At 71.0% G+C, this 22,557-nt stretch carries 23 protein-coding genes; 14 read left to right on the top strand and 9 right to left on the bottom strand.

Features of this window, described 5'->3' with window-relative positions:
- Positions 1–16 precede the first annotated feature (16 nt).
- Entirely contained in the window at positions 17–1,396 is a 1,380-nt protein-coding gene (locus ACLJQF_RS28335) for an amidase (protein ID WP_410613131.1), read from the bottom strand.
- Positions 1,393–2,391, bottom strand: coding sequence for a D-2-hydroxyacid dehydrogenase (locus tag ACLJQF_RS28330; RefSeq protein WP_410613129.1), 999 nt, complete (start codon positions 2,389–2,391; stop codon positions 1,393–1,395). The genes ACLJQF_RS28335 and ACLJQF_RS28330 overlap by 4 nt, the downstream gene beginning before the upstream one ends.
- Before the next feature lie 102 nt (positions 2,392–2,493).
- Between ACLJQF_RS28330 and ACLJQF_RS28325 the strand changes: the two genes are divergently transcribed.
- From ACLJQF_RS28325 to ACLJQF_RS28315, 3 genes are all read left to right on the top strand, one after another.
- Positions 2,494–3,234 (top strand): Asp/Glu/hydantoin racemase, encoded by a 741-nt coding sequence (locus tag ACLJQF_RS28325; RefSeq protein ID WP_410613127.1) that lies wholly within the window; start codon positions 2,494–2,496, stop codon positions 3,232–3,234.
- A gap of 61 nt (positions 3,235–3,295) precedes the next feature.
- Positions 3,296–4,042, top strand: a complete 747-nt coding sequence (locus ACLJQF_RS28320; RefSeq protein WP_410613125.1) for a maleate cis-trans isomerase — start codon at positions 3,296–3,298, stop codon at positions 4,040–4,042.
- Position 4,043: 1 nt separating this feature from the next.
- Positions 4,044–4,763 (top strand): GntR family transcriptional regulator, encoded by a 720-nt coding sequence (locus ACLJQF_RS28315; RefSeq protein WP_410613123.1) that lies wholly within the window; start codon positions 4,044–4,046, stop codon positions 4,761–4,763.
- A gap of 133 nt (positions 4,764–4,896) precedes the next feature.
- Here ACLJQF_RS28315 and ACLJQF_RS28310 read toward each other — a convergent pair whose 3' ends face one another.
- The 3 genes from ACLJQF_RS28310 to ACLJQF_RS28300 all read right to left on the bottom strand — a co-directional run bounded on the left by ACLJQF_RS28310 (position 4,897) and on the right by ACLJQF_RS28300 (position 7,941).
- Positions 4,897–5,361, bottom strand: a complete 465-nt coding sequence (locus ACLJQF_RS28310; RefSeq protein ID WP_410613121.1) for a DUF4262 domain-containing protein — start codon at positions 5,359–5,361, stop codon at positions 4,897–4,899.
- Positions 5,362–5,422: 61 nt separating this feature from the next.
- Positions 5,423–6,481 (bottom strand): tartrate dehydrogenase, encoded by a 1,059-nt coding sequence (locus ACLJQF_RS28305; RefSeq protein ID WP_410613119.1) that lies wholly within the window; start codon positions 6,479–6,481, stop codon positions 5,423–5,425.
- On the bottom strand, positions 6,478–7,941 hold the full coding sequence (locus tag ACLJQF_RS28300; protein WP_410613117.1) for an NAD-dependent succinate-semialdehyde dehydrogenase: 1,464 nt from the start codon (positions 7,939–7,941) through the stop codon (positions 6,478–6,480). Before ACLJQF_RS28300 ends, ACLJQF_RS28305 begins: the two co-directional genes overlap by 4 nt.
- A 91-nt stretch (positions 7,942–8,032) precedes the next feature.
- Here ACLJQF_RS28300 and ACLJQF_RS28295 point away from each other — a divergent pair, with 91 nt between their 5' ends.
- Together ACLJQF_RS28295 and ACLJQF_RS28290 are read left to right on the top strand one after the other, a co-directional pair.
- Entirely contained in the window at positions 8,033–9,289 is a 1,257-nt protein-coding gene (locus ACLJQF_RS28295; protein WP_410613115.1) for an aspartate aminotransferase family protein, read from the top strand.
- Positions 9,290–9,291: 2 nt separating this feature from the next.
- Positions 9,292–9,789: a DUF3830 family protein gene (locus ACLJQF_RS28290; protein ID WP_410613113.1), complete on the top strand. Its 498-nt coding sequence runs from the start codon at positions 9,292–9,294 to the stop codon at positions 9,787–9,789.
- A gap of 37 nt (positions 9,790–9,826) precedes the next feature.
- Here the strand turns inward: ACLJQF_RS28290 and ACLJQF_RS28285 are convergent, their stop codons facing one another.
- Positions 9,827–10,648 (bottom strand): aldo/keto reductase, encoded by an 822-nt coding sequence (locus ACLJQF_RS28285; protein ID WP_410613111.1) that lies wholly within the window; start codon positions 10,646–10,648, stop codon positions 9,827–9,829.
- Positions 10,649–10,862: 214 nt separating this feature from the next.
- Here ACLJQF_RS28285 and ACLJQF_RS28280 point away from each other — a divergent pair, with 214 nt between their 5' ends.
- The 8 genes from ACLJQF_RS28280 to ACLJQF_RS28245 all read left to right on the top strand — a co-directional run bounded on the left by ACLJQF_RS28280 (position 10,863) and on the right by ACLJQF_RS28245 (position 17,905).
- Positions 10,863–11,234: a hypothetical protein gene (locus ACLJQF_RS28280; RefSeq protein ID WP_410613109.1), complete on the top strand. Its 372-nt coding sequence runs from the start codon at positions 10,863–10,865 to the stop codon at positions 11,232–11,234.
- A 5-nt stretch (positions 11,235–11,239) separates the two neighbouring features.
- Positions 11,240–11,716: a roadblock/LC7 domain-containing protein gene (locus ACLJQF_RS28275; protein WP_410613279.1), complete on the top strand. Its 477-nt coding sequence runs from the start codon at positions 11,240–11,242 to the stop codon at positions 11,714–11,716.
- A 108-nt stretch (positions 11,717–11,824) separates the two neighbouring features.
- Positions 11,825–13,210: an FAD-binding oxidoreductase gene (locus ACLJQF_RS28270; RefSeq protein WP_410613107.1), complete on the top strand. Its 1,386-nt coding sequence runs from the start codon at positions 11,825–11,827 to the stop codon at positions 13,208–13,210.
- A gap of 5 nt (positions 13,211–13,215) precedes the next feature.
- Positions 13,216–14,769: an acetolactate synthase large subunit gene (locus ACLJQF_RS28265; RefSeq protein ID WP_410613277.1), complete on the top strand. Its 1,554-nt coding sequence runs from the start codon at positions 13,216–13,218 to the stop codon at positions 14,767–14,769.
- Between the two features lie 43 nt (positions 14,770–14,812).
- Positions 14,813–15,619, top strand: a complete 807-nt coding sequence (locus tag ACLJQF_RS28260; RefSeq protein WP_410613105.1) for an SAM-dependent methyltransferase — start codon at positions 14,813–14,815, stop codon at positions 15,617–15,619.
- A complete protein-coding gene (locus ACLJQF_RS28255) occupies positions 15,616–16,419 on the top strand; it encodes an SAM-dependent methyltransferase (RefSeq protein WP_410613103.1) in 804 nt (267 codons plus the stop codon). The genes ACLJQF_RS28260 and ACLJQF_RS28255 overlap by 4 nt, the downstream gene beginning before the upstream one ends.
- On the top strand, positions 16,419–17,048 hold the full coding sequence (locus ACLJQF_RS28250) for a histidine phosphatase family protein (RefSeq protein WP_410613101.1): 630 nt from the start codon (positions 16,419–16,421) through the stop codon (positions 17,046–17,048). The genes ACLJQF_RS28255 and ACLJQF_RS28250 overlap by 1 nt, the downstream gene beginning before the upstream one ends.
- A gap of 50 nt (positions 17,049–17,098) precedes the next feature.
- Positions 17,099–17,905: an SAM-dependent methyltransferase gene (locus tag ACLJQF_RS28245; protein ID WP_410613099.1), complete on the top strand. Its 807-nt coding sequence runs from the start codon at positions 17,099–17,101 to the stop codon at positions 17,903–17,905.
- Between the two features lie 441 nt (positions 17,906–18,346).
- Here ACLJQF_RS28245 and ACLJQF_RS28240 read toward each other — a convergent pair whose 3' ends face one another.
- Complete coding sequence (locus tag ACLJQF_RS28240) at positions 18,347–18,718, bottom strand: hypothetical protein (RefSeq protein ID WP_410613097.1); 372 nt, start codon at positions 18,716–18,718, stop codon at positions 18,347–18,349.
- 218 nt (positions 18,719–18,936) lie between these two features.
- On the opposite strand from ACLJQF_RS28240, the gene ACLJQF_RS28235 reads away from it, so the two are divergent.
- Positions 18,937–20,973: a glycosyl hydrolase family 65 protein gene (locus ACLJQF_RS28235; RefSeq protein WP_410613095.1), complete on the top strand. Its 2,037-nt coding sequence runs from the start codon at positions 18,937–18,939 to the stop codon at positions 20,971–20,973.
- Here the strand turns inward: ACLJQF_RS28235 and ACLJQF_RS28230 are convergent.
- Together ACLJQF_RS28230 and ACLJQF_RS28225 are read right to left on the bottom strand one after the other, a co-directional pair.
- Positions 20,970–21,761, bottom strand: coding sequence for an FkbM family methyltransferase (locus tag ACLJQF_RS28230; protein ID WP_410613093.1), 792 nt, complete (start codon positions 21,759–21,761; stop codon positions 20,970–20,972). The two genes, ACLJQF_RS28235 and ACLJQF_RS28230, sit on opposite strands and share 4 nt — an antisense overlap.
- 188 nt (positions 21,762–21,949) lie before the next feature.
- A complete protein-coding gene (locus tag ACLJQF_RS28225) occupies positions 21,950–22,429 on the bottom strand; it encodes a hypothetical protein (protein ID WP_410613091.1) in 480 nt (159 codons plus the stop codon).
- Between the last annotated feature and the right edge of the window lie 128 nt (positions 22,430–22,557).

The raw sequence follows: 22,557 nt of genomic DNA, 5'->3' as shown, positions 1-22,557 counted from the left end.
TCACCCTCACGTGTGGTCAGGGCTCCCAGGGCCGCACTTCCTCCAGCAGCTTCGCCACGGCCAGCACGAGGTCGTCCGAGTGCCGCGGCCCGACGATCTGCAGGCCGACCGGCAGCCCCGCCGACGTGCGCCCGGCCGGCACGCTGATCGCCGGCTGCTGGGTCATGTTGAACGGGTAGGTGAACGGCGTCCACTCCGGCCATTCGGCCAGCCCGCTGCCCGGCGGCACGTCGTGCCCCGCCTCGAACGCGGCGATCGGGAGGGTCGGCGTGATCAGCACGTCGTAGCGCGTGTGGAACTCGCCCATCCGGATGCCGAGCGCGGCCCGCTCGGCGGTCGCGTCGAGGTAGTCGCTCGCCGTCCACTTCTCGCCGGATTCCCAGACCCGGCGCAGGCCGGGGTCGGTCCGGCTCTCGGACCCGGGCGGGAACGAGTCCAGCAGCTTCGCCGCCCCCGACGACCACAGGACGTCGAACGCCGGCTTCGGATCGGCGAACCCGGGATCGGTCTCCTCGACGTGCAGGCCGGCGTCCCCCAGCGCGCGGACCGCTTCGGCGACGATCGCGGCCACCTCCGGGTCGACGTCGACGTAGCCGAGCGTCGGCGAGAACGCGGCGATCAGCCCGCGCACGTCCCGCCGGACGGCCTCGCGGAACGACCCCACCGGCGGCGCCAGCGCGGCCGGGTCGCGGTGGTCGGGCAGCGAGAGGACGTCCAGCAGCAGCGCGGTGTCGTCCACCGAGCGCGCCATCGGGCCGGCGTGCGAGAGCGGGCCGAACGGGCTCGCCGGGTAGAGCGGGATCCGGCCGTGGGTGGGCTTGAGCCCGACGATGCCGCAGAACGACGCCGGGATCCGCACCGAGCCACCGCCGTCCGTGCCGACCGACAGCTCGCCCATGCCGGCCGCGACGGCCGCGGCGCTGCCGCCGCTCGACCCGCCCGCCGTCTTCGACGGGTCGGCCGGGTTGCGTGTGATGCCGCACAGCGGGCTGTCGGTGACGCCCTTCCAGCCGATCTCGGGCGTGGTCGTCTTGCCCAGCAGCACCAGGCCGGCCTCGCGCATCCGCGCGGCGACCGGGCTGTCGACGTCCCACGGCTGGTCCGGGTCGATGCTCTTCGAGCCTCGGACGGTCGGCCAGCCCTGAGTGAGGAACATGTCCTTGATCGACGACGGCACGCCGTCGAGCCAGCCGATCGGGTTACCGTCCCGCCAGCGGACCTCGGACGCCTTCGCCTGCTCCAGCGCGCGATCGGCGTCGACGAGGCAGAAAGCGTTGCACTCGCCGTCCCGGGCTTCGATGGCCTGCAACGCGCTCTGCGTCGCCTCGACCGGCGAAAGCTCGCCGGTCGCGTAGGCGGCGACGAGCTCGCTGGCGGTCAGCATCCTGTCGTTCATCCGGCTCCCTGGTTCCCCGACGGCACGTAGCCGAGCGTCTTGTCGACGACATTGCGCAGCGGCTCCCCGGCACGCCAGCGACGGAAGTTTTCGGCGAACACCTCGACCAGCGTGGTCCGCCAGCCGACGAAGTCCCCGGACATGTGCGGCGAGATCAGCACGTCGGGCAGGGTCCACAGCGGACTTTCGGCCGGCAGCGGCTCGGTGTCGAAGACGTCGAGCGCGGCCCCGGCGATGGTCTTGCCTTCGAGCGCCGCGACCAGGTCGGAGGTGACGACCAGCTCGCCCCGGCCCACATTGACGAACCGCGCCGACGGCTTCATCGCGGCGAACGCGCGCGCGTCGAACATGCCCTTGGTGTGCTCGGTCAGCGGCGCGACCGCGACGACGTAGTCGGCGTGCGGCAGGACCTCCGCCAGCCGCGCGGACTCGTGCACCACGCCGAAGTCGGGGTCACCGGTGCGCGCACTACGGCCGGCGCCGCGCACCCGCATCCCGGCCGCGCGCAGCAGCCGCGCGATGGCCCGGCCGATCGGCCCGGTGCCGACGACCACCACCTCGCGCTCCGCGATCCGCTCGCTTTCGCGGTGCAGCCAGCGACCCTCGCGCTGCAGGTCGTGCGAGCGCGCGAAGTCCTTCGCGAAGGCGAGTACGACGCCCAGCACGTACTCCGCGATGGCGTCGTCGAAGACGCCCCGCGAGTTCGTCAGGACCACGTCGCTCTCCCGCAGCCCCGGGAACAGCACGGGGTCGACCCCCGCGCTGGCGATGTGCAGCCAGCGCAGCCGGTCGGCCGCGTGCCACGCGCCGGGGACGGCCGTGGAGAGGAAGTCGTAGACGAAGAGGGCGTCCGCTCCGGACAACGCTTCGGCAAGGCCCGCCGCGTCCGTGTAACGCACGACCGCCCCGGATTCGACAGCACGCATGTCCGGTGGGCGGGACTCGCCGCAGAGCACTGCCAGGACGGGGAGTTCCCGGTGTTCCGAGGCGATCACGTTTGACACGGTAAAAGTCACTCGTATGATTGTCAACAATCCGAGGAACGACCCCCGGAGCACCGGACGTGTCAAACACAGACGTATTCCGGAGGCTGAGCCTTGGATTTCGACTTCCTGGCGTTCGACGGCCCGCTGGCGCAACGCGGCATCGGCGTGATCGCCCCGTTCGACCTCGCGCTGGAGCGCGAGCTCTGGCGCTGGGTGCCGATGGAGGTGTCCCTCCACCTCGCCCGCACGCCGTACGAGCCCGTGCCGGTCAGCATGGAGATGGCCCGCCTGGTCAGCGACAGCCACCACCTGGCCAGCGCCACCCGCGACGTGCTGCACGTCGAGCCCGAGGTCGTCGCCTACCTCTGCACGTCGGGCAGCTTCGTCAACGGGGTCGACTACGAGCGTTCGCTGACCAAGGCGATCTGCGACGCCGGCGCGCCGGACGCCGTCACCACCTCGGGCGCGCTGGCCGAAGTGCTGCACCAGCTCGACCTCCACCGCGTCTCGGTGCTCACGCCGTACGACGCCGACCTGACCAGCGCCCTGCACGACTTCCTCGCCGAGCTGGACGTCACGACCGTCGCCAGCGACCACCTCGGCCTCGGCGGCGGCATCTGGAAGGTCAGCTACCGGACCATCGCCGAGCGCATCCTCGCCGCCGACCACGGCGACGCCGAAGCCATCTTCGTCAGCTGCACCAACCTCCCCACCTACGACCTGATCGAACCCCTCGAAACCGCGCTCGGCAAGCCGGTGCTCACCGCCAACCAGCTGACGATGTGGGCCTGCCTGCGCCGGATGCACCTTCCCATCGTCGGACCCGGACGGTGGCTCCGTGACGTGTCGTGAAAGGTTTTCCTTGACCTCCCCTCTAGGATTGTCGACAATTTACGTCCCCTCCGGAGGTTCCGTGACCACCATCGGCTTCATCTACCCCGACCACGCGGCCGAAGACGACTACCCGCTGGCCGAGCAGCTGCTCGGCGGCATGGCCGTCGACGAAGGCGACATCCGGCTGGCGGTCGAGCACATCTACGGCACCGACAAGCACGCGGTGGCCGAGCTGCTGGACCTCGGCAGCGAGGCCCGCCTCGCCGACGGCGCCGCCCTCCTCGCCAAGCACGAGCCCGCCGCCGTCATCTGGGCCTGCACCAGCGGCAGCTTCGTCTACGGCTGGGATGGCGCCCGCGACCAGGCCGACCGCCTCGCCGCCGTCGCCGGAGTCCCGGCTTCCAGCACCTCCTTCGCGTTCGTGCACGCCGCGCGTGCGCTGGACGTCAAGCGGGTCGCCGTCGCCGCCAGCTACCCCGACGACATCGCCCGGCTGTTCGCGGACTTCCTCAAGGCCGGCGGCATCGAGGTCGTCTCGATGGCCAGCGCCGACATCGTCACGGCGGCCGAAGTGGGCACGATGAGCCCGGAAGCCGTCGTCGAGCTCGCCGTGCGCCACGACCACCCGGACGCCGAAGCGGTGCTCGTGCCGGACACCGCCATGCGCACCCTCGGCGAGATCAACGCCATGGAGGCCGCCCTCGGCAAGCCCGTGCTGACCGCCAACCAGGTGACGGTCTGGGAGGGCCTGCGCCTGACCGGCCGGCACCGGCTCGTCCGCTCGCTCGGCGCGCTCTTCCGGCACCTGCCGGACGGGAGCGCCTGAGATGGCCCTGCCACCGGGCATGCTGCCCGAGATCGAGCCGGTGAGCCGCGAGTCGACGGCCGCCGTCATCGCGCGCCAGCTGCGTGACGCGATCATGACGGGCTCCCTCCCACCCGGGACCCAGCTCGGCGAGACCGAGCTGGCCGCGCGGTTCCAGGTGTCACGGGGGCCGCTCCGGGAAGCCATGCAGCACCTGGTGTCCGAAGGGCTGCTGCGCAGCGAACGGCACCGCGGGCTGTTCGTGATCGACCTCGAGCCGGGCGACGTCTACGACATCTACGCGGCCAGGTCGGCGATCGAGCGAGCCGCCATGCTGCGCGCCCTGCGCGGCGGCTCCCGCGACCGGATCGCGGACGTCCTCGAACAGACCGTCGCCGAGATGGCGACCGCGGCGAGCGAGGACGACCCCGGCGCGCTCTCCACGGCGGACCTGAAGTTCCACGAGGCGCTGATCAACGCCTCCGGCAGCAAGCGGCTGGTGCGGATGGCCCGGACGCTGCTGATCGAGACCCGGATGTGCCTGACGGCCCTGCAGAGCACGTACCAGCGGGTCGAGGAGCGCGTGGAGGAGCACACGAAGCTGATCCAGGCCCTGCGCGACGGCGACGAGGAGACGGCGCTGGCGCTGCTCGACGCCCACATGGAGGACGCGGTGCAGCGGCTCGCGCCGGGCACGAGCCTGACGGACGGGGAAGCCCCACCGGTGCCCGGAAACGCGTGATTGCAGGGCCGACACCCGTGATTGGAGAGTCGACACCCGTGATTGGAGAGTCGACTCGCGTGATTGGAGAGTCGACTCGCGTGCCCAGGTGGACGACACGCGTACTTGGATGGACGGCACTCGGGACTGGGGGTCAGTGGGCATGGCGGGGTCCCAGGACCGGCTGGCCGGCGCGGCCGTCGCGGTAGTCGGGGGACCAGGGGAAGCGGCCGCGGGCGTCCGCGTGGACCAGTTGCAGCGCGCGGATTTCCGGGCCGTACAACGCCGCCGCGAACACCAGGTGCACCGACGGCTCCGTGAGCTCGACGACCTCGACCAGCCGGCCGTCGGCCAAGGGGAGGTGGTCGCCCGCCGCCGGGGGTGGGCCGTGCAGCACGTGGGAAGCCAGGGAGTTCAACAGGCTGCCGGCCGCGAGGATCGGCAGGCCCGTCACGACCAGCTCCGGCAAGCCGTACCCGCTCAGGCCGATCGTGTAGGCCCACGGCGGGTACGGCCCGGTTCCCTCCACTCCCTGCACCAGCCAGCCCCGGGCGGCCACGCCGCCGCGAAGCCGTTCCAGGTAACCGGATCTGTCCCGGTTCTCGCACTCGAAGCACATCGGTGACTCCTCCCCCTCGGTGGGCTCGGGATCCACCGTGCCGGAGGGCACCGACAAAAACTCAGCCCAGCGCTTCGGCCACCGCCGTGCCGAGCCGTTCTGTGGTATCCGTGCCGCCGAGGTCGGGCGTGCGCACCCGGCCCTCGTCGAGCACGCGGTCGACCGCGGCGCGGATCGCTTGCGCCGCAACGGTTTCACCCAGGTGTTCGACCAACATTGCGGCCGCCAGGATCTGCGCCACGGGGTTGGCGATCCCCTGCCCCGCGATGTCCGGAGCGCTGCCGTGGACCGCCTCGAACATCGACGGGAGTTCACCCGATGGGTTGATGTTGCCGGACGGTGCCATACCGAGGCCGCCGGTGATCGCGGCCGCGAGGTCGCTCAGGATGTCGCCGAAGAGGTTCGACGCCACCACGATGTCGAGCCGGTCCGGCGCCTGGACCATCCGCGCGGCCAGCGCATCGACGTGCATCTGTTCACTGTGGACGTCCGGGAACTCCGCCGCGACCTCGGCGAAGATCTCGTCCCAGAACGGCATCGAGTGGATCAGGCCGTTGGACTTCGTCGCCGAGCAGACTCGCAACGACCGCGTCCGCGCCAGTTCGAACGCGTACCGGATGATCCGCGTGACGCCGACTCGCGTGAAAACCGACTCCTGCAGCACGAATTCGTCGGGACGGCCGGCGTTGTGCCGCCCGCCGATCGCCGAGTACTCCCCTTCGGAGTTCTCGCGGACGATGACCAGCTCCAGCTCCTCGGCCTTCCGCCCGGCCAGCACGGACGTCGTGCCCGGAAGCAGCCGCACCGGCCGCAGGTTGACGTACTGCTGGAACGCCCGCCGCAGCGGAATCAGCAGGCCCCACAGGGAAACGTGGTCCGGGACGCCCGGGAAGCCGACCGCGCCGAGCAGGATCCCGTCGAACGCCGACAGCTGCGCGACGCCGTCGTCCGGCATCATCGCGCCGACCCGGGCGTACCGCTCGCAGCTCCAGTCGAACTCGGTCCACGCCAAGGAGAAATCGAACAGCGCGGAGGCCCGGTCGAGAACCTTGCGGGCCTCGATCGTGACGTCCACGCCGATCCCGTCGCCCGGGATGCTCGCCAAGCGGTAGGAGCTCACAGGGCCACCGCGATGTACTTGATCTCCAGGAACTCTTCGATGCCGACCGAGCCGCCTTCCCGGCCGAGCCCGGACTGCTTGATCCCGCCGAACGGCGCCGCCGGGTTCGAAACGATGCCCTGGTTGAGCCCGATCATCCCGGCTTCGAGGGCCTCCGAAACCCGCAGCGCACGCTTGAGATCGCTGGTGAAGACGTAGGAAACCAGGCCGAACTCGGTGTCGTTCGCCTTCGCCACCGCCTCGTCCTCGGTGTCGAACGGCGTGATCGGGGCGACCGGCCCGAAGATCTCCTCGTGCGTCAGCCGCGCCTCCTGGGGGACGTCGGCGAGCACGGTGGCCGGGTAGAAGTGCCCCGGCCCGTCGACGGCCGACCCGCCGGTGAGGATCCGAGCGCCGCGGTCGGTGGCGTCCTTGACCAGCTCCGTCACCTTGTCGACGGCCTTGTCGTCGATCAGCGGGCCGACCACGACGTCCTTCTCGGTGCCGCGGCCCATCGGCAGCGCCTGCATACGCTCCGTGAGCCGCCGCGCGAACTCCTCGGCGACGCCGCGCTGCACGTAGAACCGGTTCGCCGCGGTGCACGCCTCGCCGATGTTGCGCATCTTCGCCTGCATCGCGCCGTCGATGGCGGCGTCCATGTCCGCGTCGTCGAAGACCAGGAAGGGCGCGTTGCCGCCCAGCTCCATCGACGTCCGCAGGACCTTGTCGGCGCACTGCTCCAAGAGCTTTCGGCCGACGCCGGTGGAGCCGGTGAAGGAAAGCTTGCGGGCGCGGCCGTCGCGGATCAGCGGCTCCATCACGCCGCCGGAGTCGCTGGTCGTGACGACGTTGAGCACGCCCTCGGGCAGGCCCGCCTCGGCAAGGATGCCGGCCAGCGCGAGCATCGACAGCGGCGTCTGCGCGGCGGGCTTGATCACCGACGTGCAGCCGGCGGCGATCGCCGGGCCGATCTTGCGCGTCCCCATCGCCATCGGGAAGTTCCACGGTGTGATCAGCAGCGTCGGCCCGACCGGCTGCTTGGTGATCAGGAACCGGCCAGCGCCGTTCGGGGCGGTCGCGTAGCCGCCGCCGATGCGGACGGCCTCCTCGGCGAACCAGCGGAAGAACTCCGCCGCGTAGGCGATCTCGCCCTTCGACTCGGCGAGCGGCTTGCCCATCTCCAGCGTCATCAGCAGCGCCAGCTCCTCCTGGCGCTGCATCAGCAGCTCGTAGGCACGCCGCAGGATCTCGCCGCGTTCCCGGGGTGCCATCTTCGCGAAATCGGCCTGCGCCGCGACGGCCGCGTCGAGCGCCGCGACGCCGTCCGACGGCGAGGCGTCGGCGACGTGGCACAGCTGTTTGCCGGTGGCCGGGTCGACCACCGGGAACGTCTTCCCGTCCTGCGCGGCGACCCACTTGCCGCCGATGAACAGTTCCTTGCCGACCGCCTCGACGACGCCGGACTCGGTGCTCGCGCTCATCCCGACTTGCTCCTCACGTGTTGTCCCGAAGGCCATGCTATGGATATTGTCAACAATCGACAACCAGATCGGACCGACCGAGGAGCACGCTGTGGCCCAGCTCTCTCCGCTGCTCAAGCAGGCAACGCCCGTCGTGGTCGACCACGGTGAAGGGGTTTACCTCTACGACGTCGAGGGCAAACGCCACCTCGACTTCACCGCCGGCATCGGCGTCACGAGCACCGGGCACTGCCACCCCCGCGTCGTGCGGGCCGCGCAGGAGCAGATCGGCAAGCTCGTCCACGGCCAGTACACGACGGTCATGCACCAGCCGCTCCTCGAGCTGACCGAGCGCCTCGGCGGCGTCCTGCCGAGCGGGCTCGACTCGCTGTTCTACGCGAACTCGGGCAGTGAAGCCGTCGAAGCGGCGTTGCGGCTTTCACGGCAGGCGACGAAACGCCCGAACGTCATCGTCTTCCAGGGCGGCTTCCACGGCCGGACCGTCGCCGCCGCGTCCATGACGACGTCCGGGACGCGGTTCAGCGCCGGCATCGGCCCGCTGATGGCGGGGGTGCACGTCGCGCCGTTCCCGTACGCCTACCACTACGGCTGGGACGAGCGGACGGCGACGAAGTTCGCGCTGCGCGAGCTGGACTACCTCTTCCAGACCGTCTGCGCGCCGAGCGAGACCGCCGCGTTCTTCGTCGAGCCGGTACTGGGCGAGGGCGGGTACGTCCCGGCGAACACCGAGTTCCTGGCCGGGCTGCGCGAGCGCGCCGACCGGCACGGCATCCTGCTCGTCGTCGACGAGATCCAGACCGGTTTCGGCCGCACCGGGAAGTTCTGGGGGCACGACCACTTCGACGTCTCCCCCGACATCGTCCTCATCGCGAAGGGCCTGGCGAGCGGCTTCCCGCTGTCCGGCATCGCCGCTTCGCAGGAGCTGATGGCGAAGGCGTTCCCGGGATCGCAGGGCGGGACGTACGGGGGCAACGCCGTTTCGTGCGCCGCGGCGATCGCCACGCTCGAAGTCATCCAGCAGGAGAACCTGGTCGAGAACGCCGCCGAACGCGGCCGCCAGCTCATCGAGGGCGCGCGGGTGATCGCGGACAAGACGCCGTCGATCGGCGAGGTGCGCGGGCTCGGGCTGCTGGTCGGCTCGGAATTCACCACCGCCGACGGCGAACCGGACACGGCCACCGCGGCCGCCGCGCAGCAGACGGCGTCGAAGAACGGCCTGCTGCTGCTCACCTGCGGGCCGTACATGAACGTCGTCCGCATGGTGCCGCCGCTCATCGTCACCGCCGAGCAGGTCGACGACGCGCTGCGCATCTGGGGCGAGGTCGTCGCGTCCGTCACGGGGAGCTGAGCATGGCCCGGTACATCACGATCACCCTCGACAAGCGCGGCGTCTCCTGCCGCGCCCGGCTGCTGGACGACGAGGCACCCCGGACCTGCAAGGCGGTCTGGGACGCGTTGCCGCAGAGCGGTTCGGCCTACCACGCGAAGTACGCGCGCAACGAGGTCTACACGCTCGTGCCGCCGTTCGCGGAACCCAAGCCGGGCCGGGAAAATCCGACGATCACGCCGATTCCCGGCGACGTCGTGTACTTCAGTTTCGAGGCTTGGGAAATCGGCAATCCGGCATACGGCTACGACCAGGACAGCGAGGCACACGGCGATCAGGGCGCAACCGACCTGGCAATCTTCTACGGCCGCAACAACCTGCTGATCAACGGCGACGCGGGCTGGGTGCCCGGCAACGTGTTCGCCACGATCGAGGAGGGCCTGGCCGAGATGGCGGCGGCCGCGCAGGACCTGTGGCTGCGAGGTGTCGAGGGCGAGACGCTCTCGTTGGCGCGCGCCTGAACGGGCCCGGCCGCGGGGAATCCGCGGCCGGCCCGTTTCACCGCAGTGCGGTCAGCCGCTCGAATTCGGCGTCCGAAAGCCCGATTTCCGCGGCCGCACAGTTTTCTTCCAGGTGCGCGATCGACGACGTCCCCGGGATCGGGATCACCACCGGCGAACGGCGCAGCAACCAGGCGAGGGACACCTGGGCGGGTGTCGCGCCGATGTCGGCCGCGACCTTGGCGAGCACGCCGCCCGCCGTGGCGTGGTCACCCCGGGCGATCGGGAGCCACGGGACGAACGCGATGCCTTCGCGCTCGCAATAGCCGAGTACGTCGTCGGAAGCGCGGTCGGTCAGGTGGTAGCGGTTCTGGACGCTCGCGATCGGTGCGATCGCCCGCGCCTCGGCCAGCTGCGCGACGGTGACTTCGGACAGCCCGATCCGGGCGACCTTGCCCTCGTCCCGCAGCCGGGCGAGCGCGCCGATCTGGTCGGCGAGCGGCACCTGCGGGTCGAGGCGGTGCAGCTGCAGCAGCTCGAGACGGTCGACGCGCAGGCGCCGCAACGAAAGTTCCGCCTGCTGCCGGAGGTATTCGGGCCGGCCGAGCGGGACCCACTCGCCGCGGCTCGGGCGCGCGTGCCCGCACTTGGTCGCGACGAGCAGCCCCGGGTACGGGTGGAGCGCCTCGGCGAGCAGCTCCTCGTTCAGGCCCAGGTCGTAGGCGTCGGCGGTGTCGAAGAACGTCACGCCGAGGTCGGCCGCGCGGCGCGCGACAGCCTTGGCGCCGTCCTTCACGTGGTCCCATCCGGTCAGCCGCATCGCACCGAAACCCAAGCGGTGCACGGAAAGGCCGTCTTCGAAGGTGTACGTCGAGGTCATGCCGAAAGCATTGCCGTCACCACCGTCCCGAACCAGAGATTTAGTCTGAGCTAAAACCTGCAACTTGCACTCTGCGTGATTTGTTAGCGCGAACAGAGTAATGGGATTGCTCCATCCGGGGATATCCTGACGCGTCAGGCGAACCTAGGGTGATCGGACCTGACCACTGGGGTCGGCACGTCGAAGCGTCGGGACAAAGGAGAAGACGAGCCCCATGAACATCGAAACGGCCTTGAAGGAAGCCCTTTCCATCACTGGCGCGGTGGGGGCCGCCCTGGTCGACTACGAAAGCGGGATGGCGCTCGGGACACTGGGCGGCGGTGACTGGCTGGACCTCGACACCGCGGCCGCGGGCAACACCGAGGTCGTCCGCTCCAAGCTCCGGGTGATCTCCGCGCTGCGGCTCAACGACGAAATCGAGGACATCCTCATCACCCTGAGCCGCCAGTACCACTTGATCCGCCTGCTGAAGCCGGGCAAGCACGGCTCCGCACTGTTCCTGTACCTCGTCCTGGACCGGGAGCGGGCCAACCTCGCCCTGGCCCGGCACTACCTGAAGAACATCGAAACCGAGCTGGTCGTGTGACGGAGATGCCGGCCGAAGTACCCGGTGCCCCGATCCCCCTGCCCACCCGCAGGCAAGGCGGCTCCCCGGCTTTCCCGGTGCAGCAGGGACGCCGACCGTCCCACCCCGACGCCGAGGCCGCGGCCAAGGCCCTCCACGAGATCCGCGACCAGGTCGACCGGGTCAACATCACCGGCCTGCTGCTGTCCAGCCGGGACGGGCTGTTGCTGGCCGGCGACACGCAGGACATCGAAGAGGACAGCGTCGCGGCCATGTCCGCCGCCGCCGTCGGCCTCGCCACCCGATTCATCGGGCAGGCCGGCCTCGGTGAAGCCCGGGGTGCGATGTTCCAGGGCTCGCTCGGCCACATCTGCGTCTTCCCCGTGCAAGGTCCCGTCCTGCTGGTCGTGTTCGCCCGGCCGGACACGACCATGGGCCTGTTCAACGTCGTCGCACGGCAGGCGCTGACGTTGCTCCAGGACGCGCTGAACACGGCAAACTGACCACCGCGGCTCCTCCGCGCGAAAACGTGAATATCCTTCATGGCGGCGTACCGCCGGTACGTACTACGCTGCGGTAACCACAGCGACGGCGCGGAGGAGAAACTGCCGATGGGCGACGTGGCGACACGCCTGGCGGAGATCGTCGGAGAGAAAAACCTGCTCACGGGCGAGGCGATCTCGGAGGACTACGCGCACGACGAAGCACTGACGGCGGAGCCGCAGAAGCCCGCGTACGTCGCGAAGCCGGCAACGGCCGAGGAAGTCGCGGAGCTGCTGAAGGCGGCTTCGGAGTACAACGTCCCCGTGACAGCCCGTGGCTCCGGCAGCGGGCTGTCCGGGGCGGCCCGGCCGAAGGCGGACGGGCTGCTGATCTCCTTCGAGCGGATGAACACCGTCCTCGAAGTCGACACCGGGAACCACGTCGCCGTCGTCCAGCCCGGCGTCACCCTCGCCGAACTCGACGCCAAGACCGCCGAAGCCGGGCTCGGCTACACCGTCTACCCCGGTGAGCTCAGCGCGAGCGTCGGCGGGAACGTCGGGACCAACGCCGGCGGGATGCGCGCGGTCAAGTACGGCGTCACCCGCAACAACGTGCTCGGGCTGCAGGCCGTGCTGCCGACCGGCGAGATCATCCGGACCGGCGGCAAGACGTCGAAGATCTCCACCGGCTACGACCTCACGCAGCTGATCATCGGCTCCGAGGGCACCCTCGCGCTGGCCACCGAAATCACCGTCAAGCTGCACCCGCGGCTGACCCACGGCGCCACGGTGCTCGCCCCCTTCGGCGACTTCGGCCAGGTGATGGCCGCCGTGCCGGAGATCCTCTCCAGCGGGCTCGCGCCGCACATCCTCGAGTACATCGACAACCTGACGATGGCGGCGATCGTCTACAACGAGAAGCTCGAGCTGGGTGTCCCGGACAAGATCCGCGAGACCAGCGAGGCGTACCTCGTGGTGGCGCTGGAGAACCGCGAAGCCGGACGGCTCGAAGAGGACATCGAGACCGTCGGCGAGCTCCTCGTCGAACTGGGCGCGACCGACGTGTACGTCCTCGAAGGCAACGCCGCCCGCAAGCTCATCGAAGCCCGCGAAAAGGCTTTCTGGACCGCGAAGGCGGCCGGCGCCGACGACGTGATCGACGTCGTCGTGCCGCGGACCGCGATGCCGCAGTTCATCTCGAAAGCGCGGGAGCTGGCCATGGCCGCGGGCGGCGGCGCGATCGGCTGCGGCCACGCCGGCGACGGCAACGTCCACTTCGGGATCTTCTGCAAGGACGCGGCCAAGCGGAAACAGCTGCTCACGGACATCTTCGCGTACGCCATGGAACTCGGCGGCGCGATCTCCGGCGAGCACGGCCTGGGCCGCACCAAGGCCGCCTACCACCAGGAACTCGAAGACCCGGCGAAGATCGAGCTGATGCGCCGGATCAAGCAGAGCTTCGACCCCGCCGGGATCCTCAACCCCGGCGTTCTCTTCCCCGAAGGAATCGCATGACCGAGATGAACGGCGCCCAGTCCCTGATCAGCACCCTGGTCGACGCCGGTGTCGAGGTGTGCTTCGCCAACCCCGGCACGTCGGAGATGCACTTCGTCGCCGCGCTCGACTCCGTTCCCGAGATGCGGGGCGTGCTCGCCCTGTACGAAGGCGTCGTCACCGGTGCGGCCGATGGGTACGCGCGGATCGCGGACAAGCCCGCCGCGACGCTCCTGCACCTCGGCCCCGGCCTGGGCAACGGCCTGGCGAACCTGCACAACGCGCGGCGCGCGCACACGCCGATCGTCAACGTCGTCGGCGACCACGCGACCTACCACAAGCAGTACGACGCGCCGCTGGAGTCGGACATCGAGGCCGTCGCGGGCTCGCTGGAAGGCTGGGTGCGCCGCTCGGAGCACACCAAGGACGTCGGGGCGGACGCCGCCGCCGCGGTCGCCGCCGCGCAGGACGCGCCCGGCCGCGTCGCCACGCTGATCCTGCCCGCGGACGCTTCGTGGGGCGAGGGCGGCGAGACGTGCGCGCCGATCCCGCCGCGCGTGCCGCAGGCCGTCGACGCGACGACCGTCAAGGACGTCGCCGCGGTGTTCGGCACCGGCGAGCCGGTGGCGCTGCTGGTCGGCGGCAGCGCGTGCCGTGAAGAAGGCCTGCGCGCCGCCGGCCGGATCGGCGCCGCGACCGGCGCCAAGGTGTTCGTCGAGACGTTCCCGGCGCGGCTGGAGCGCGGCGCCGGGCTGCCGTCGATCGAGCGGCTCGGCTACCTCGCCGAACAGGTCGCTTACCAGCTCGACGGGATCAAGCACGTCGTCGTCGCGGGCACGAAGGCGCCGGTGTCGTTCTTCGCCTACCCGGGCAAGGCGAGCGACCTGGTGCCCGAAGGCGCCCAGGTGCACACGCTCGCGTCGGTCGGGCAGGACGTCACCCGCGCCTTGGCCGACGTCGCCGACCTGGTCGCCGCGGACACCGAGCCCGTGCTGGCGGAAGCGTCCCGGCCCGCGCTGCCCAGCGGGCCACTGACCCCGCAGAATTGGGTCGACGTGATCGGGGCGCTGCTGCCCGACAACGCGATCATCGCCGACGAGGCCAACACGTCCGGCCTGATGCTGCCGGTGGCGACGGCCGGCGCGCCGCGGCACGACCTCCTGACGCTGACCGGCGGCGCGATCGGCTACGGCATGCCGGTGGCGACCGGGGCGGCCGTCGCGGCGCCGGACCGGCCGGTGCTGAACCTGCAGTCCGACGGCAGTGCGCTGTACACGATCTCGGCGCTGTGGACGCAGGCGCGGGAGAACCTGAACGTCACTACGGTGCTGCTCAACAACCGCGCGTACGCGATCCTGCGGCTGGAGCTGCAGCGCGTCGGCGCGGCCTCCGACGGCCCGAAGGCGAACGACCTGCTCGACCTCTCGCGGCCGGACATGGACTTCGTGAAGATCGCCGAGGGCCTGGGTGTGCCCGCGACGCGCGCAACCACCGCCGAAGAGCTCGCCGAGCAGCTCCAGCGGGCCTTTGCCGAGCCCGGTCCGCACCTCATCGACGCGGCGGTGCCACCGCTGTTCTAGAACGGACTATTCTCCCGGCACACCCTCGACCCGGGAGCGGCGGATGAGCGAAGACGAACACGCAAGGCGGGGCATCGACCTCGACAGACCGAACGCCGCGCGCGTGTACGACTACATGATCGGCGGCAAGCTGAACTACGCCGTCGACCGGATGTTCGCCGACCAGATCCTCGGTGTGCTGCCGAACGCGCAGCACATGGCGCTGACCAACCGGGCGTGGCTGCGCCGGGCCGCGCGGTTCGCGGCGGAGCAGGGCATCCGGCAGTTCCTCGACATCGGTTCGGGCATGCCGACGGTCGGGCACGTGCACGAGGTCGTCCAAGCGGTCGACCCCGAGTCGCGGGTGGTCTACGTCGACAACGAGCCGATCGCCGTTGCGCACAGCGAGATCGTGCTGGAGGGCAACGACAACGCGGCCATGGTCCAGGCCGACGCCGAGCACCCCGACGAAGTGCTGGACCACCCGGCCACCGAGACGCTGCTGGACTTCAGCGAGCCGGTGATGGTGATCATGGCGGCGTTCATCCACTTCGTCCCGGACTCGCGGGACCCCGCCGGGCTGATCGGCGCCTACCGCGACGTCCTCGCGCCGGGCAGCTACCTCGCGCTGTCGTCGGGCACCTGGCAGGGGCAGGGCGAGGAATCCCAGCGCTCGGTCGCGCTGTACGAGAAGAGCGGCACGCCCCTGACGCTGCGTTCGCCCGACGAACTGCAGGCGCTGGTGAAGGGCTTCGAGATCCTGCCGCCGGGAATCGTGTTCACCCCCGAGTGGCGTCCGGACGGCCCGCTCGAGGACCCGCCGGAGCAGTCTGGCGGCCTCGCATTGGTGGGCCGCAAGGAGCAACGATGACCGATGAGCACCCGCCGCGTGGAATCTACCTCGACAAGCCGAACGCGGCGCGCGTGTACGACTTCCTGATCGGCGGCAAGCTCAACTACGCGATCGACCGGGCGTTCGCCGAGCAGGTGCTCCAGGTGCGGCCGGAGGCCCGGGAACTGGCCCTGCTCAACCGGCGGTGGCTGCGCCGCGCCGTGCGCTTCGGCGCCGAGCAGGGCATCCGGCAGTTCCTCGACATCGGCTCGGGCATGCCGACAGTCGGGCACGTGCACGAGGTCGTCCAGTCGATCGACCCCCAGGCCCGGGTGGTCTACGTCGACAACGAGCCGATCGCCGTCGCGCACAGCGAGATCGTCCTGCAGGACAACGACAACGCGGAGATGGTGCAGGCCGACGCGGAGAGCCCGGCCGGCGTCCTCGAGCACCCGACGACCGAGCGGCTGCTGGACTTCAGCAAGCCGGTGATGGTGATCATGGCGGCGTTCATCCACTTCGTCCCGGACTCGCGCAACCCCGCCGGGCTCGTCGCGGCCTACCGCGACGCGCTCGTCCCGGGCAGCTACCTGGCGCTGTCGTCGGGCACGTTCGAAGGGCAGGGCGAGGAGGTCCGCCGCGCGGCCGAGCTGTACCAGAAGAGCGTGACGGACGTCTTCGCGCGGTCGCGGGAGGAGCTGCGGGCGCTCGTGGACGGGTTCGAGGTCCTGCCGCCGGGGATCGTCTTCACGCCGGAGTGGCGTCCGGACGATCCGGCCGAGGTCGGCGAGCGCCCGGAGCTGGCCAGCCAGCTGGCCCTGGTGGCCCGCAAGAACTGATGCGCCGGCTGTACGTCGTCACCCACCCCGAAGCGACGCACCACGTCGAAGGGCGGGTCGGCGGGTGGTTCGACTCCCGGTTGACCGCCCGCGGCCACACCCACGCCGCGGCGATCGCTTCACGGCTGCGTGAGCTGGTCCCGCCGTCGGCGACGGTCCGGCTGTACAGCTCCGACCTGCGGCGAGCGGTCGAGACGGCGACACCGATCGCGCGTCGGTTCGGCGTGGAGGCGGCGCTGGTGCCCGATCTCCGGGAGAAGTCCTACGGTGTCGCGGGCGGGCGGCCGCAGTCCTGGCTCGACGCGCGGTTCGCGCCCCCTCCGGCCACCGGCGAACGCCTCGACCACGACGAAGGGATCGAGGGCGCCGAGACCAAGCTCGCGTGGGTGACGCGCGTGTACCGCGCGGTGGACCGCATCCGGTCCGGCGCGGCGGAACAGCAGGTGGCCGTCACGCACGGCGGCTCACTGAGCTGGGTCGTCGGTGCCTGGATCGGCCTGCCGGTCGAGGCCTGCGCGTACGCCGCCTTCCGGGCGAGCGCGGGGAGCATCACCGTGCTCCAGGAGGACGACCGCTTCCACAACCGGACGCTGCACACGCTGAACGACACGAGTCACCTCGCGGGCTGACCGCGCCGTCCGGCTATTCTCGCGACACACCTGACTCCGGGGAGCGGCGGATGAGCGAAGACGAACACGCGCGGCGGGGCATCGACCTCGACAAGCCCAACGCCGCGCGCGTGTACGACTACATCCTCGGCGGGCAGCTCAACTACGCCGTCGACCGGATGTTCGCCGAGCAGGTGCTGGCCGCCCAGCCGAACGCGCGTGAGCGGGCGCGGCTCAACCGGCAGTGGCTGCGCCGGGCCATCCGGTTCGGGATGAGCCAGGGCATCCGGCAGTTCCTCGACATCGGCTCCGGCATGCCGACCGTCGGGCACGTGCACGAAGTCGCCCAGTCCGTCGACCCCCGGGCTCGGGTGGTCTACGTCGACAACGAGCCGGTCGCCGTGGCGCACAGCGAGATCGTCCTGGAGGACAACGAGAACGCGGTCATGGTGCACGCCGACGCCGAGTTCCCCGACGACGTCCTCGAACACGACGTCACCGAGATGATGCTGGACCTGGACCAGCCGGTGATGGTGGTGATGGCGCTGTTCGTGCACTTCATCCCGGACGAGCGCGACCCGGCCGGGCTGATCGCCGCCTACCGCGACGCGCTCGCGCCCGGCAGCTACCTCGCCCTGTCGTCCGCGACCTACGAGCAGCAGAGCGACGACACGGCCCGCGCGGTCGCGATGTACCAGAAGAGCGCGAACCCGGTGACGCCCCGCTCGGCCGACGAGCTCCGGGCCCTGGTCGACGGCTTCGAGATCGTCGACCCGGGCATCGTGTTCATCCCCGAGTGGCGGCCCGACGACCCCGCGGAAATGCCGCCCGACCCCACGGAGTGCGGCGGCCTGGCCCTGGTTGCGCGCAAGAACTAGTACTACAGGGCGAGATCTTTGTTCGGTGCGGCCGAAGATGGCCTGCCAGGACAATCCTGGACGCCGGCCTGCCGATCTGCCGCAGCTGGTCGTGAGTGGTAATTCGGGTTAGAACCCGAATTACCACTCACGACCACCAGCCACGGCAAACGGTGACCTTGTTTCCCCAGGTCACGCACACAAGTGTCCCTGTAGTACTAGCGCCCCACTCGCGTCGAACGCACCCCAGTGGCATGACGCTGTTGGCGAATTCGGCTTCATGCCGCCCGGAACGGCCAACTCGCCCACCGCAACGGCCAACACGCCGGAGAACCCGGGCGAGTTGGCCGCTCCGGGCGGCGAGTTGGCTGTTGCGGGCGGTGAGTTGGCTGTTGCGGGCGACGCTCACGGCCCTGCGCGGCGGCGGCCGGCCCTTCGGGGAGTACCGGGCGATCGATCCGGTCAGCGTCCGGTGGGCGGCGGGCCCGCTCGCCGGACGGGGGCACGAGCCGGCGCCCGCGCCGGACCGCGACCGTCCTGCGGACGAGGCGCGCGGGCCGGTGCCCGGCCGGGTGCGGGCGCGCGAGGTCCACGGGCCGGTGGCGGCGCCGCGGGCCGAGCCGGGCGGTCGGCCCGCGGGACCGGCCGGGGCCGGTTGACCCAGGAGTCGAAGAGCAGGATGAAGCCCGCGAACACCGCGCAGCCGATGCCGAGCGCGATGTGGACGAGCGCGCCGAGAATGCCGGCGACGAGCAGCACCGGCAGCACCGCCATCAGGCAGAACGGGTCGATGCGGCCGAATTTCGGGCGAGACGGCCCTTCGCGGGGACTCACCTTGCGGTCTCCGGGTTCCTTCGCGCCATTCCAGCAGTATGCAACGGCGATGCCCGGCCCTGCCACCTGGCCGGGCCACAAGACCCGATCATGATCACACGCGGTGACGGAACCGAACGTCGCCGTGGTGGACAGAAACAGACAGAAACCGATCGTACCCGGAGAGAGACCGGCCGACCCGTGGTGCAATGGCGCCCCGCGCCGGAAGGGGTAAGCGCATGAGGAACGGTTTCCCGCAGCGGATCGGATCCACGCTCCTGGCTCTGGTGACGGCGTGCGGCACGCTGGCCGGCGCCACCCCGGCCACGGCGAGCCCGGCACCGCCATCGCTGGAATTCGCCCATCCGGACAGCCAGGCGCTGTTCGGCAGCGCCTACACCGCCGCACTGCAGAACCTGTTGCACACCAACACGATCGGGTACGACGCCCGCTACGACCGGAGTGGCCTGCTGGACCCGGCGACCGGCATCGTCCGCGCGGGCGGCGGCTACCACCAGCCGTGGACGCGCGACGCGTCGATCAACAGCTGGAACGCCACCAGCGTCCTCGACCCGGCGCTGGCGAAGAACACGCTGTGGGCGGTCGTCGACAAGGACGCCGGCGGCGCCCTGCGGGTCCAGCAGGACGACCAGCAGTGGGATCAGGTGGTCTGGGTCACCGCCGCCTGGCACCACTACCTCGTCACCGGCGACCGGGAGGTCCTCCAGGACGCCTACCGCACCGCGACGACCACGCTGACGATCCGCGAACACGCCACCACGGCCGGCTTCAACCCGGCCTACGGCCTGTTCACCGGCGCCTCGTTCTTCAACGACGGCATCGCCGGCTACCCGGCGCCGCCCGCCGACGCGACCGAGTCGGTCAGCACCGGCAGCATGCCGTGGCCCGGGGTCGCGAGCGGGATGTACCTCAGCACGAACGAGCTCTACTACGCCGCCTACGCCGCCGCCGCGGACATGGCCGGGCAGCTGGGCCGCCCGGCGCCGGAGGTCGCCGGGCACCGGGGCAAGGCCACCGCGCTGCGGACGGCGATCAACCGGAACTTCTGGAACCCCGCCACCGGCTCGTACGACTACCAGCTCCTCGCCGACGGCTCCCGCGGCGCCGCCCAGGAGGGCACCGGGCTGGCGTTCGCCCTGATCTTCGGCATCGCGAACCCGGCGCAGGCCCGGTCGATCGTCGAGCACGCGCGGGAACTGCCGTGGGGCATGCCCGACACCTTCCCGCACTGGGCGCGCTACAGCGACGCGCAGCCGGGCCGGCACAACGCCATCGTCTGGCCGCTCGTCCAGGGCCTGTGGGCCAAAGCGCTGGCCGGGCAGGGCGAGCAGAACGCGTTCGCGGCGGAAACCGCCCGCCTGGCCAAGCTGGCCGGCGGCAACAGCGGCTTCTGGGAGATCCACAACGGCACCACGGGCGTCGTCGACGGCGGCTGGCAGCGGCTGGGCGACACCGTGAAGTTCCACTGGGGGTCCGAACCCGACCAGACCTGGTCGGCCACGGCGTTCCTCGACATGGTCCACACCGGCCTGTTCGGGCTGACGTTCACCGACCACGGGCTGTCGTTCGCGCCGCGCCTCCCGGCGGGCTGGGGTGACGTCACCCTGCGGAACCTGCGCTACCGCGGCGCGAACCTCACCATCGCCCTGCACGGCGCGGGCAGCACGATCCGGTCGGTCACCCTCGACGGCCGGGCCGCCCCGGCCTCGATCCCGGACACGCTCACCGGCGACCACACGATCGACGTCACCCTGACCGGAGCGCCCGCCGGCGACCGCGACGGCGACGGCGTGGCCGACGCCCGGGACCGCTGCGCCGACACCGCGGGCACGTCCGCACTGAGCGGCTGCCCGGACCCGGCGCACCTCGAAGCCGAGGACGCCCGCAACACCGGCGGCGTGAAGACGACCGTGAACCACACGGGCTACTCGGGCCGCGCGTTCCTCGACGGCCTCTGGGCGCAGGGCGCGGCGTCGTCCTTCACCGTGCACCGCGCCACGACGGCGCCGGAGCGCGCCGCGTTCACCGTGCGGTACGCCAACGCCAACGACGACACCCGGACGATGACCCTGTCGGTGAACGGGCAGCCGGTGCGCCAAGTCGGCTTCCCGAGGGTCTCCGGCAGCTGGGACGCCTGGGGCACCACGACCTTCGCCGACGTCCCGCTCACCGGCCGGGACCCGGTGGTGACCCTCTCCTACGCCCCGGGCGACACCGGCGCGATCAACCTCGACTGGCTCGAATACCGCCGTTAGCGGACCGCGAACACCATCCCGATGTCGGCGGCCTCCTGGACGGGGTCCTGCACAGCCTCCACCGTGAACCCGCGCGCGGCGAAGACCTCGCGGACGGTGTCGCGGTGCCGCCGCCACCCTTCGACCTCGACCACGGCCTGCCGGACCAGCGGCCAGTGCCGGTCTTCCAGCCCGCGCAGGACGTCGAGCTCGGCGCCCTCGACGTCGACCTTCAGCAGGTCGACGCGCTCGATGCCCTGCTCGTCGAGCACCGCCGACAGCGGCCGGACGCGCACGCGATGGGTTTCGAGCTCCCGCATCACCCGCAGCTTGCGCCCGACGATCCCCCGCAGGACCGGCGCCGGCACGCGGCGCAGCCCGGCCCCCAGCCCGCCCCGCCGGATCATCTCGACGATGCTGGCGGCGACCCGCCGCTGCTCGGCCTCGACGTTCGCCGCGTCCCGCAACGACGACGAGAAGATGGTCGCCGCCGGGAAGTAGCTGAAGTCGAGCTCGTCCTCGCCGTCCGCCAGCCCGTACGGCAGCGCGGTCAGCCGGCCGCCGAAGAACTCGCGGCCGTTGCGCTCCAGCGTCGCGTGGAGGGGTGGGAGCGGCTCGAACGCGTAGATCCGCACGTCGCCGTCCAGCCGCTCGTACACGGCCGCGGAGAAGACGCCGACGTTGGCGCCGACGTCGAGGACGGTCGCACCGGGGGCGAGCTCGACGCCGTGGGCGAAGTAGGCGCCGACCTCCTCGCGCAGGAAGGACACCTCCCACGGGTTGATGCTGTGCAGGTCGATCGTGTCCATGGTCACGAGCAGAGACTTATCAGCATCGGGCGGCGCGGGGCACCCCCCGTTCGGCGGTCACGACCCCGGTGAGGGTCCCCGCCCAGGCCGAGCGTCGGGTTTCCGGCATCGGCACCACCTCCGGTCGCCGGGTTACCCGCCCGGGGGTGCGGGACATGCGGGGTTCCGAGCCGGCGTCAGGGCTAGCGTCAGGGCCGCCTGGTCTCCCCTTCGATGTGCAACGCGCCCTGCTCCGGCCCGGCGGCCACCGCCGAACCCGCCTCCACCGCCACCTGGTCGGGCTCCCGGTCGATCGGCGGCCCGTCGCCCTCCACCGGTTCCAGCTGGATCGGCTGGTCCGGGGTCACGCCGGTGTCCGGATCCGAGTCCGCTCCCTCGCCTGCCCGCGCCTCGACACCGGCCGGTGGGACCTCCGCGGCCGGGTCCGGGATTTCCTCCGCGATGCGGTCGCCCAGGCCCCTCGGATGCGCCTGCTCCCACGGGGTCATCCCGTACTTCGTCACGCCCGACCAGTGCTCCGGGGGATCCATGCCCTCCTCGAGCGGGTCGGCGCGGAGCCGGTCCTCGTCGAGGTCCTCGGCGCTGTTCAGCGCGGCCGGGTCCGTCTCGACGGCGTCCGGTGGGCCGGTGTCCTGCGGCGGGTCGTAGCTCTGGTCCGGTTCGGTCATGGTCTCCGGGCTTCCCGCTGACGCGGCGGCGAAACACCGGCCGGCGGCGGCCACCCGGCGTTTGTGCGGCGGTGCCTGCGGTATCCGGGTGGTCCCGGATCACCGAACACGAGGAGGCGTCATGTCCG

The sequence above is a fragment of the Amycolatopsis sp. lyj-109 genome, assembly GCF_046548995.1.
Classification (GTDB): Bacteria; Actinomycetota; Actinomycetes; order Mycobacteriales; family Pseudonocardiaceae; genus Amycolatopsis.
Note: the sequence above shows the minus strand (reverse complement) of the source record. Positions and strands in the feature narration are given on the sequence as shown.

Coding starts and splice junctions, on each gene's coding strand:
- ACLJQF_RS28335 (WP_410613131.1), bottom strand. CDS start 1,396: ATGAACGACAGGATGCTGACCGCCAGCGAGCTCGTCGCCGCCTACGCG.
- ACLJQF_RS28315 (WP_410613123.1), top strand. CDS start 4,044: ATGGCCCTGCCACCGGGCATGCTGCCCGAGATCGAGCCGGTGAGCCGC.
- ACLJQF_RS28310 (WP_410613121.1), bottom strand. CDS start 5,361: ATGTGCTTCGAGTGCGAGAACCGGGACAGATCCGGTTACCTGGAACGG.
- ACLJQF_RS28300 (WP_410613117.1), bottom strand. CDS start 7,941: ATGAGCGCGAGCACCGAGTCCGGCGTCGTCGAGGCGGTCGGCAAGGAA.
- ACLJQF_RS28290 (WP_410613113.1), top strand. CDS start 9,292: ATGGCCCGGTACATCACGATCACCCTCGACAAGCGCGGCGTCTCCTGC.
- ACLJQF_RS28285 (WP_410613111.1), bottom strand. CDS start 10,648: ATGACCTCGACGTACACCTTCGAAGACGGCCTTTCCGTGCACCGCTTG.
- ACLJQF_RS28280 (WP_410613109.1), top strand. CDS start 10,863: ATGAACATCGAAACGGCCTTGAAGGAAGCCCTTTCCATCACTGGCGCG.
- ACLJQF_RS28275 (WP_410613279.1), top strand. CDS start 11,240: ATGCCGGCCGAAGTACCCGGTGCCCCGATCCCCCTGCCCACCCGCAGG.
- ACLJQF_RS28270 (WP_410613107.1), top strand. CDS start 11,825: ATGGGCGACGTGGCGACACGCCTGGCGGAGATCGTCGGAGAGAAAAAC.
- ACLJQF_RS28265 (WP_410613277.1), top strand. CDS start 13,216: ATGAACGGCGCCCAGTCCCTGATCAGCACCCTGGTCGACGCCGGTGTC.
- ACLJQF_RS28260 (WP_410613105.1), top strand. CDS start 14,813: ATGAGCGAAGACGAACACGCAAGGCGGGGCATCGACCTCGACAGACCG.
- ACLJQF_RS28255 (WP_410613103.1), top strand. CDS start 15,616: ATGACCGATGAGCACCCGCCGCGTGGAATCTACCTCGACAAGCCGAAC.
- ACLJQF_RS28250 (WP_410613101.1), top strand. CDS start 16,419: ATGCGCCGGCTGTACGTCGTCACCCACCCCGAAGCGACGCACCACGTC.
- ACLJQF_RS28245 (WP_410613099.1), top strand. CDS start 17,099: ATGAGCGAAGACGAACACGCGCGGCGGGGCATCGACCTCGACAAGCCC.
- ACLJQF_RS28235 (WP_410613095.1), top strand. CDS start 18,937: ATGAGGAACGGTTTCCCGCAGCGGATCGGATCCACGCTCCTGGCTCTG.
- ACLJQF_RS28230 (WP_410613093.1), bottom strand. CDS start 21,761: ATGGACACGATCGACCTGCACAGCATCAACCCGTGGGAGGTGTCCTTC.
- ACLJQF_RS28225 (WP_410613091.1), bottom strand. CDS start 22,429: ATGACCGAACCGGACCAGAGCTACGACCCGCCGCAGGACACCGGCCCA.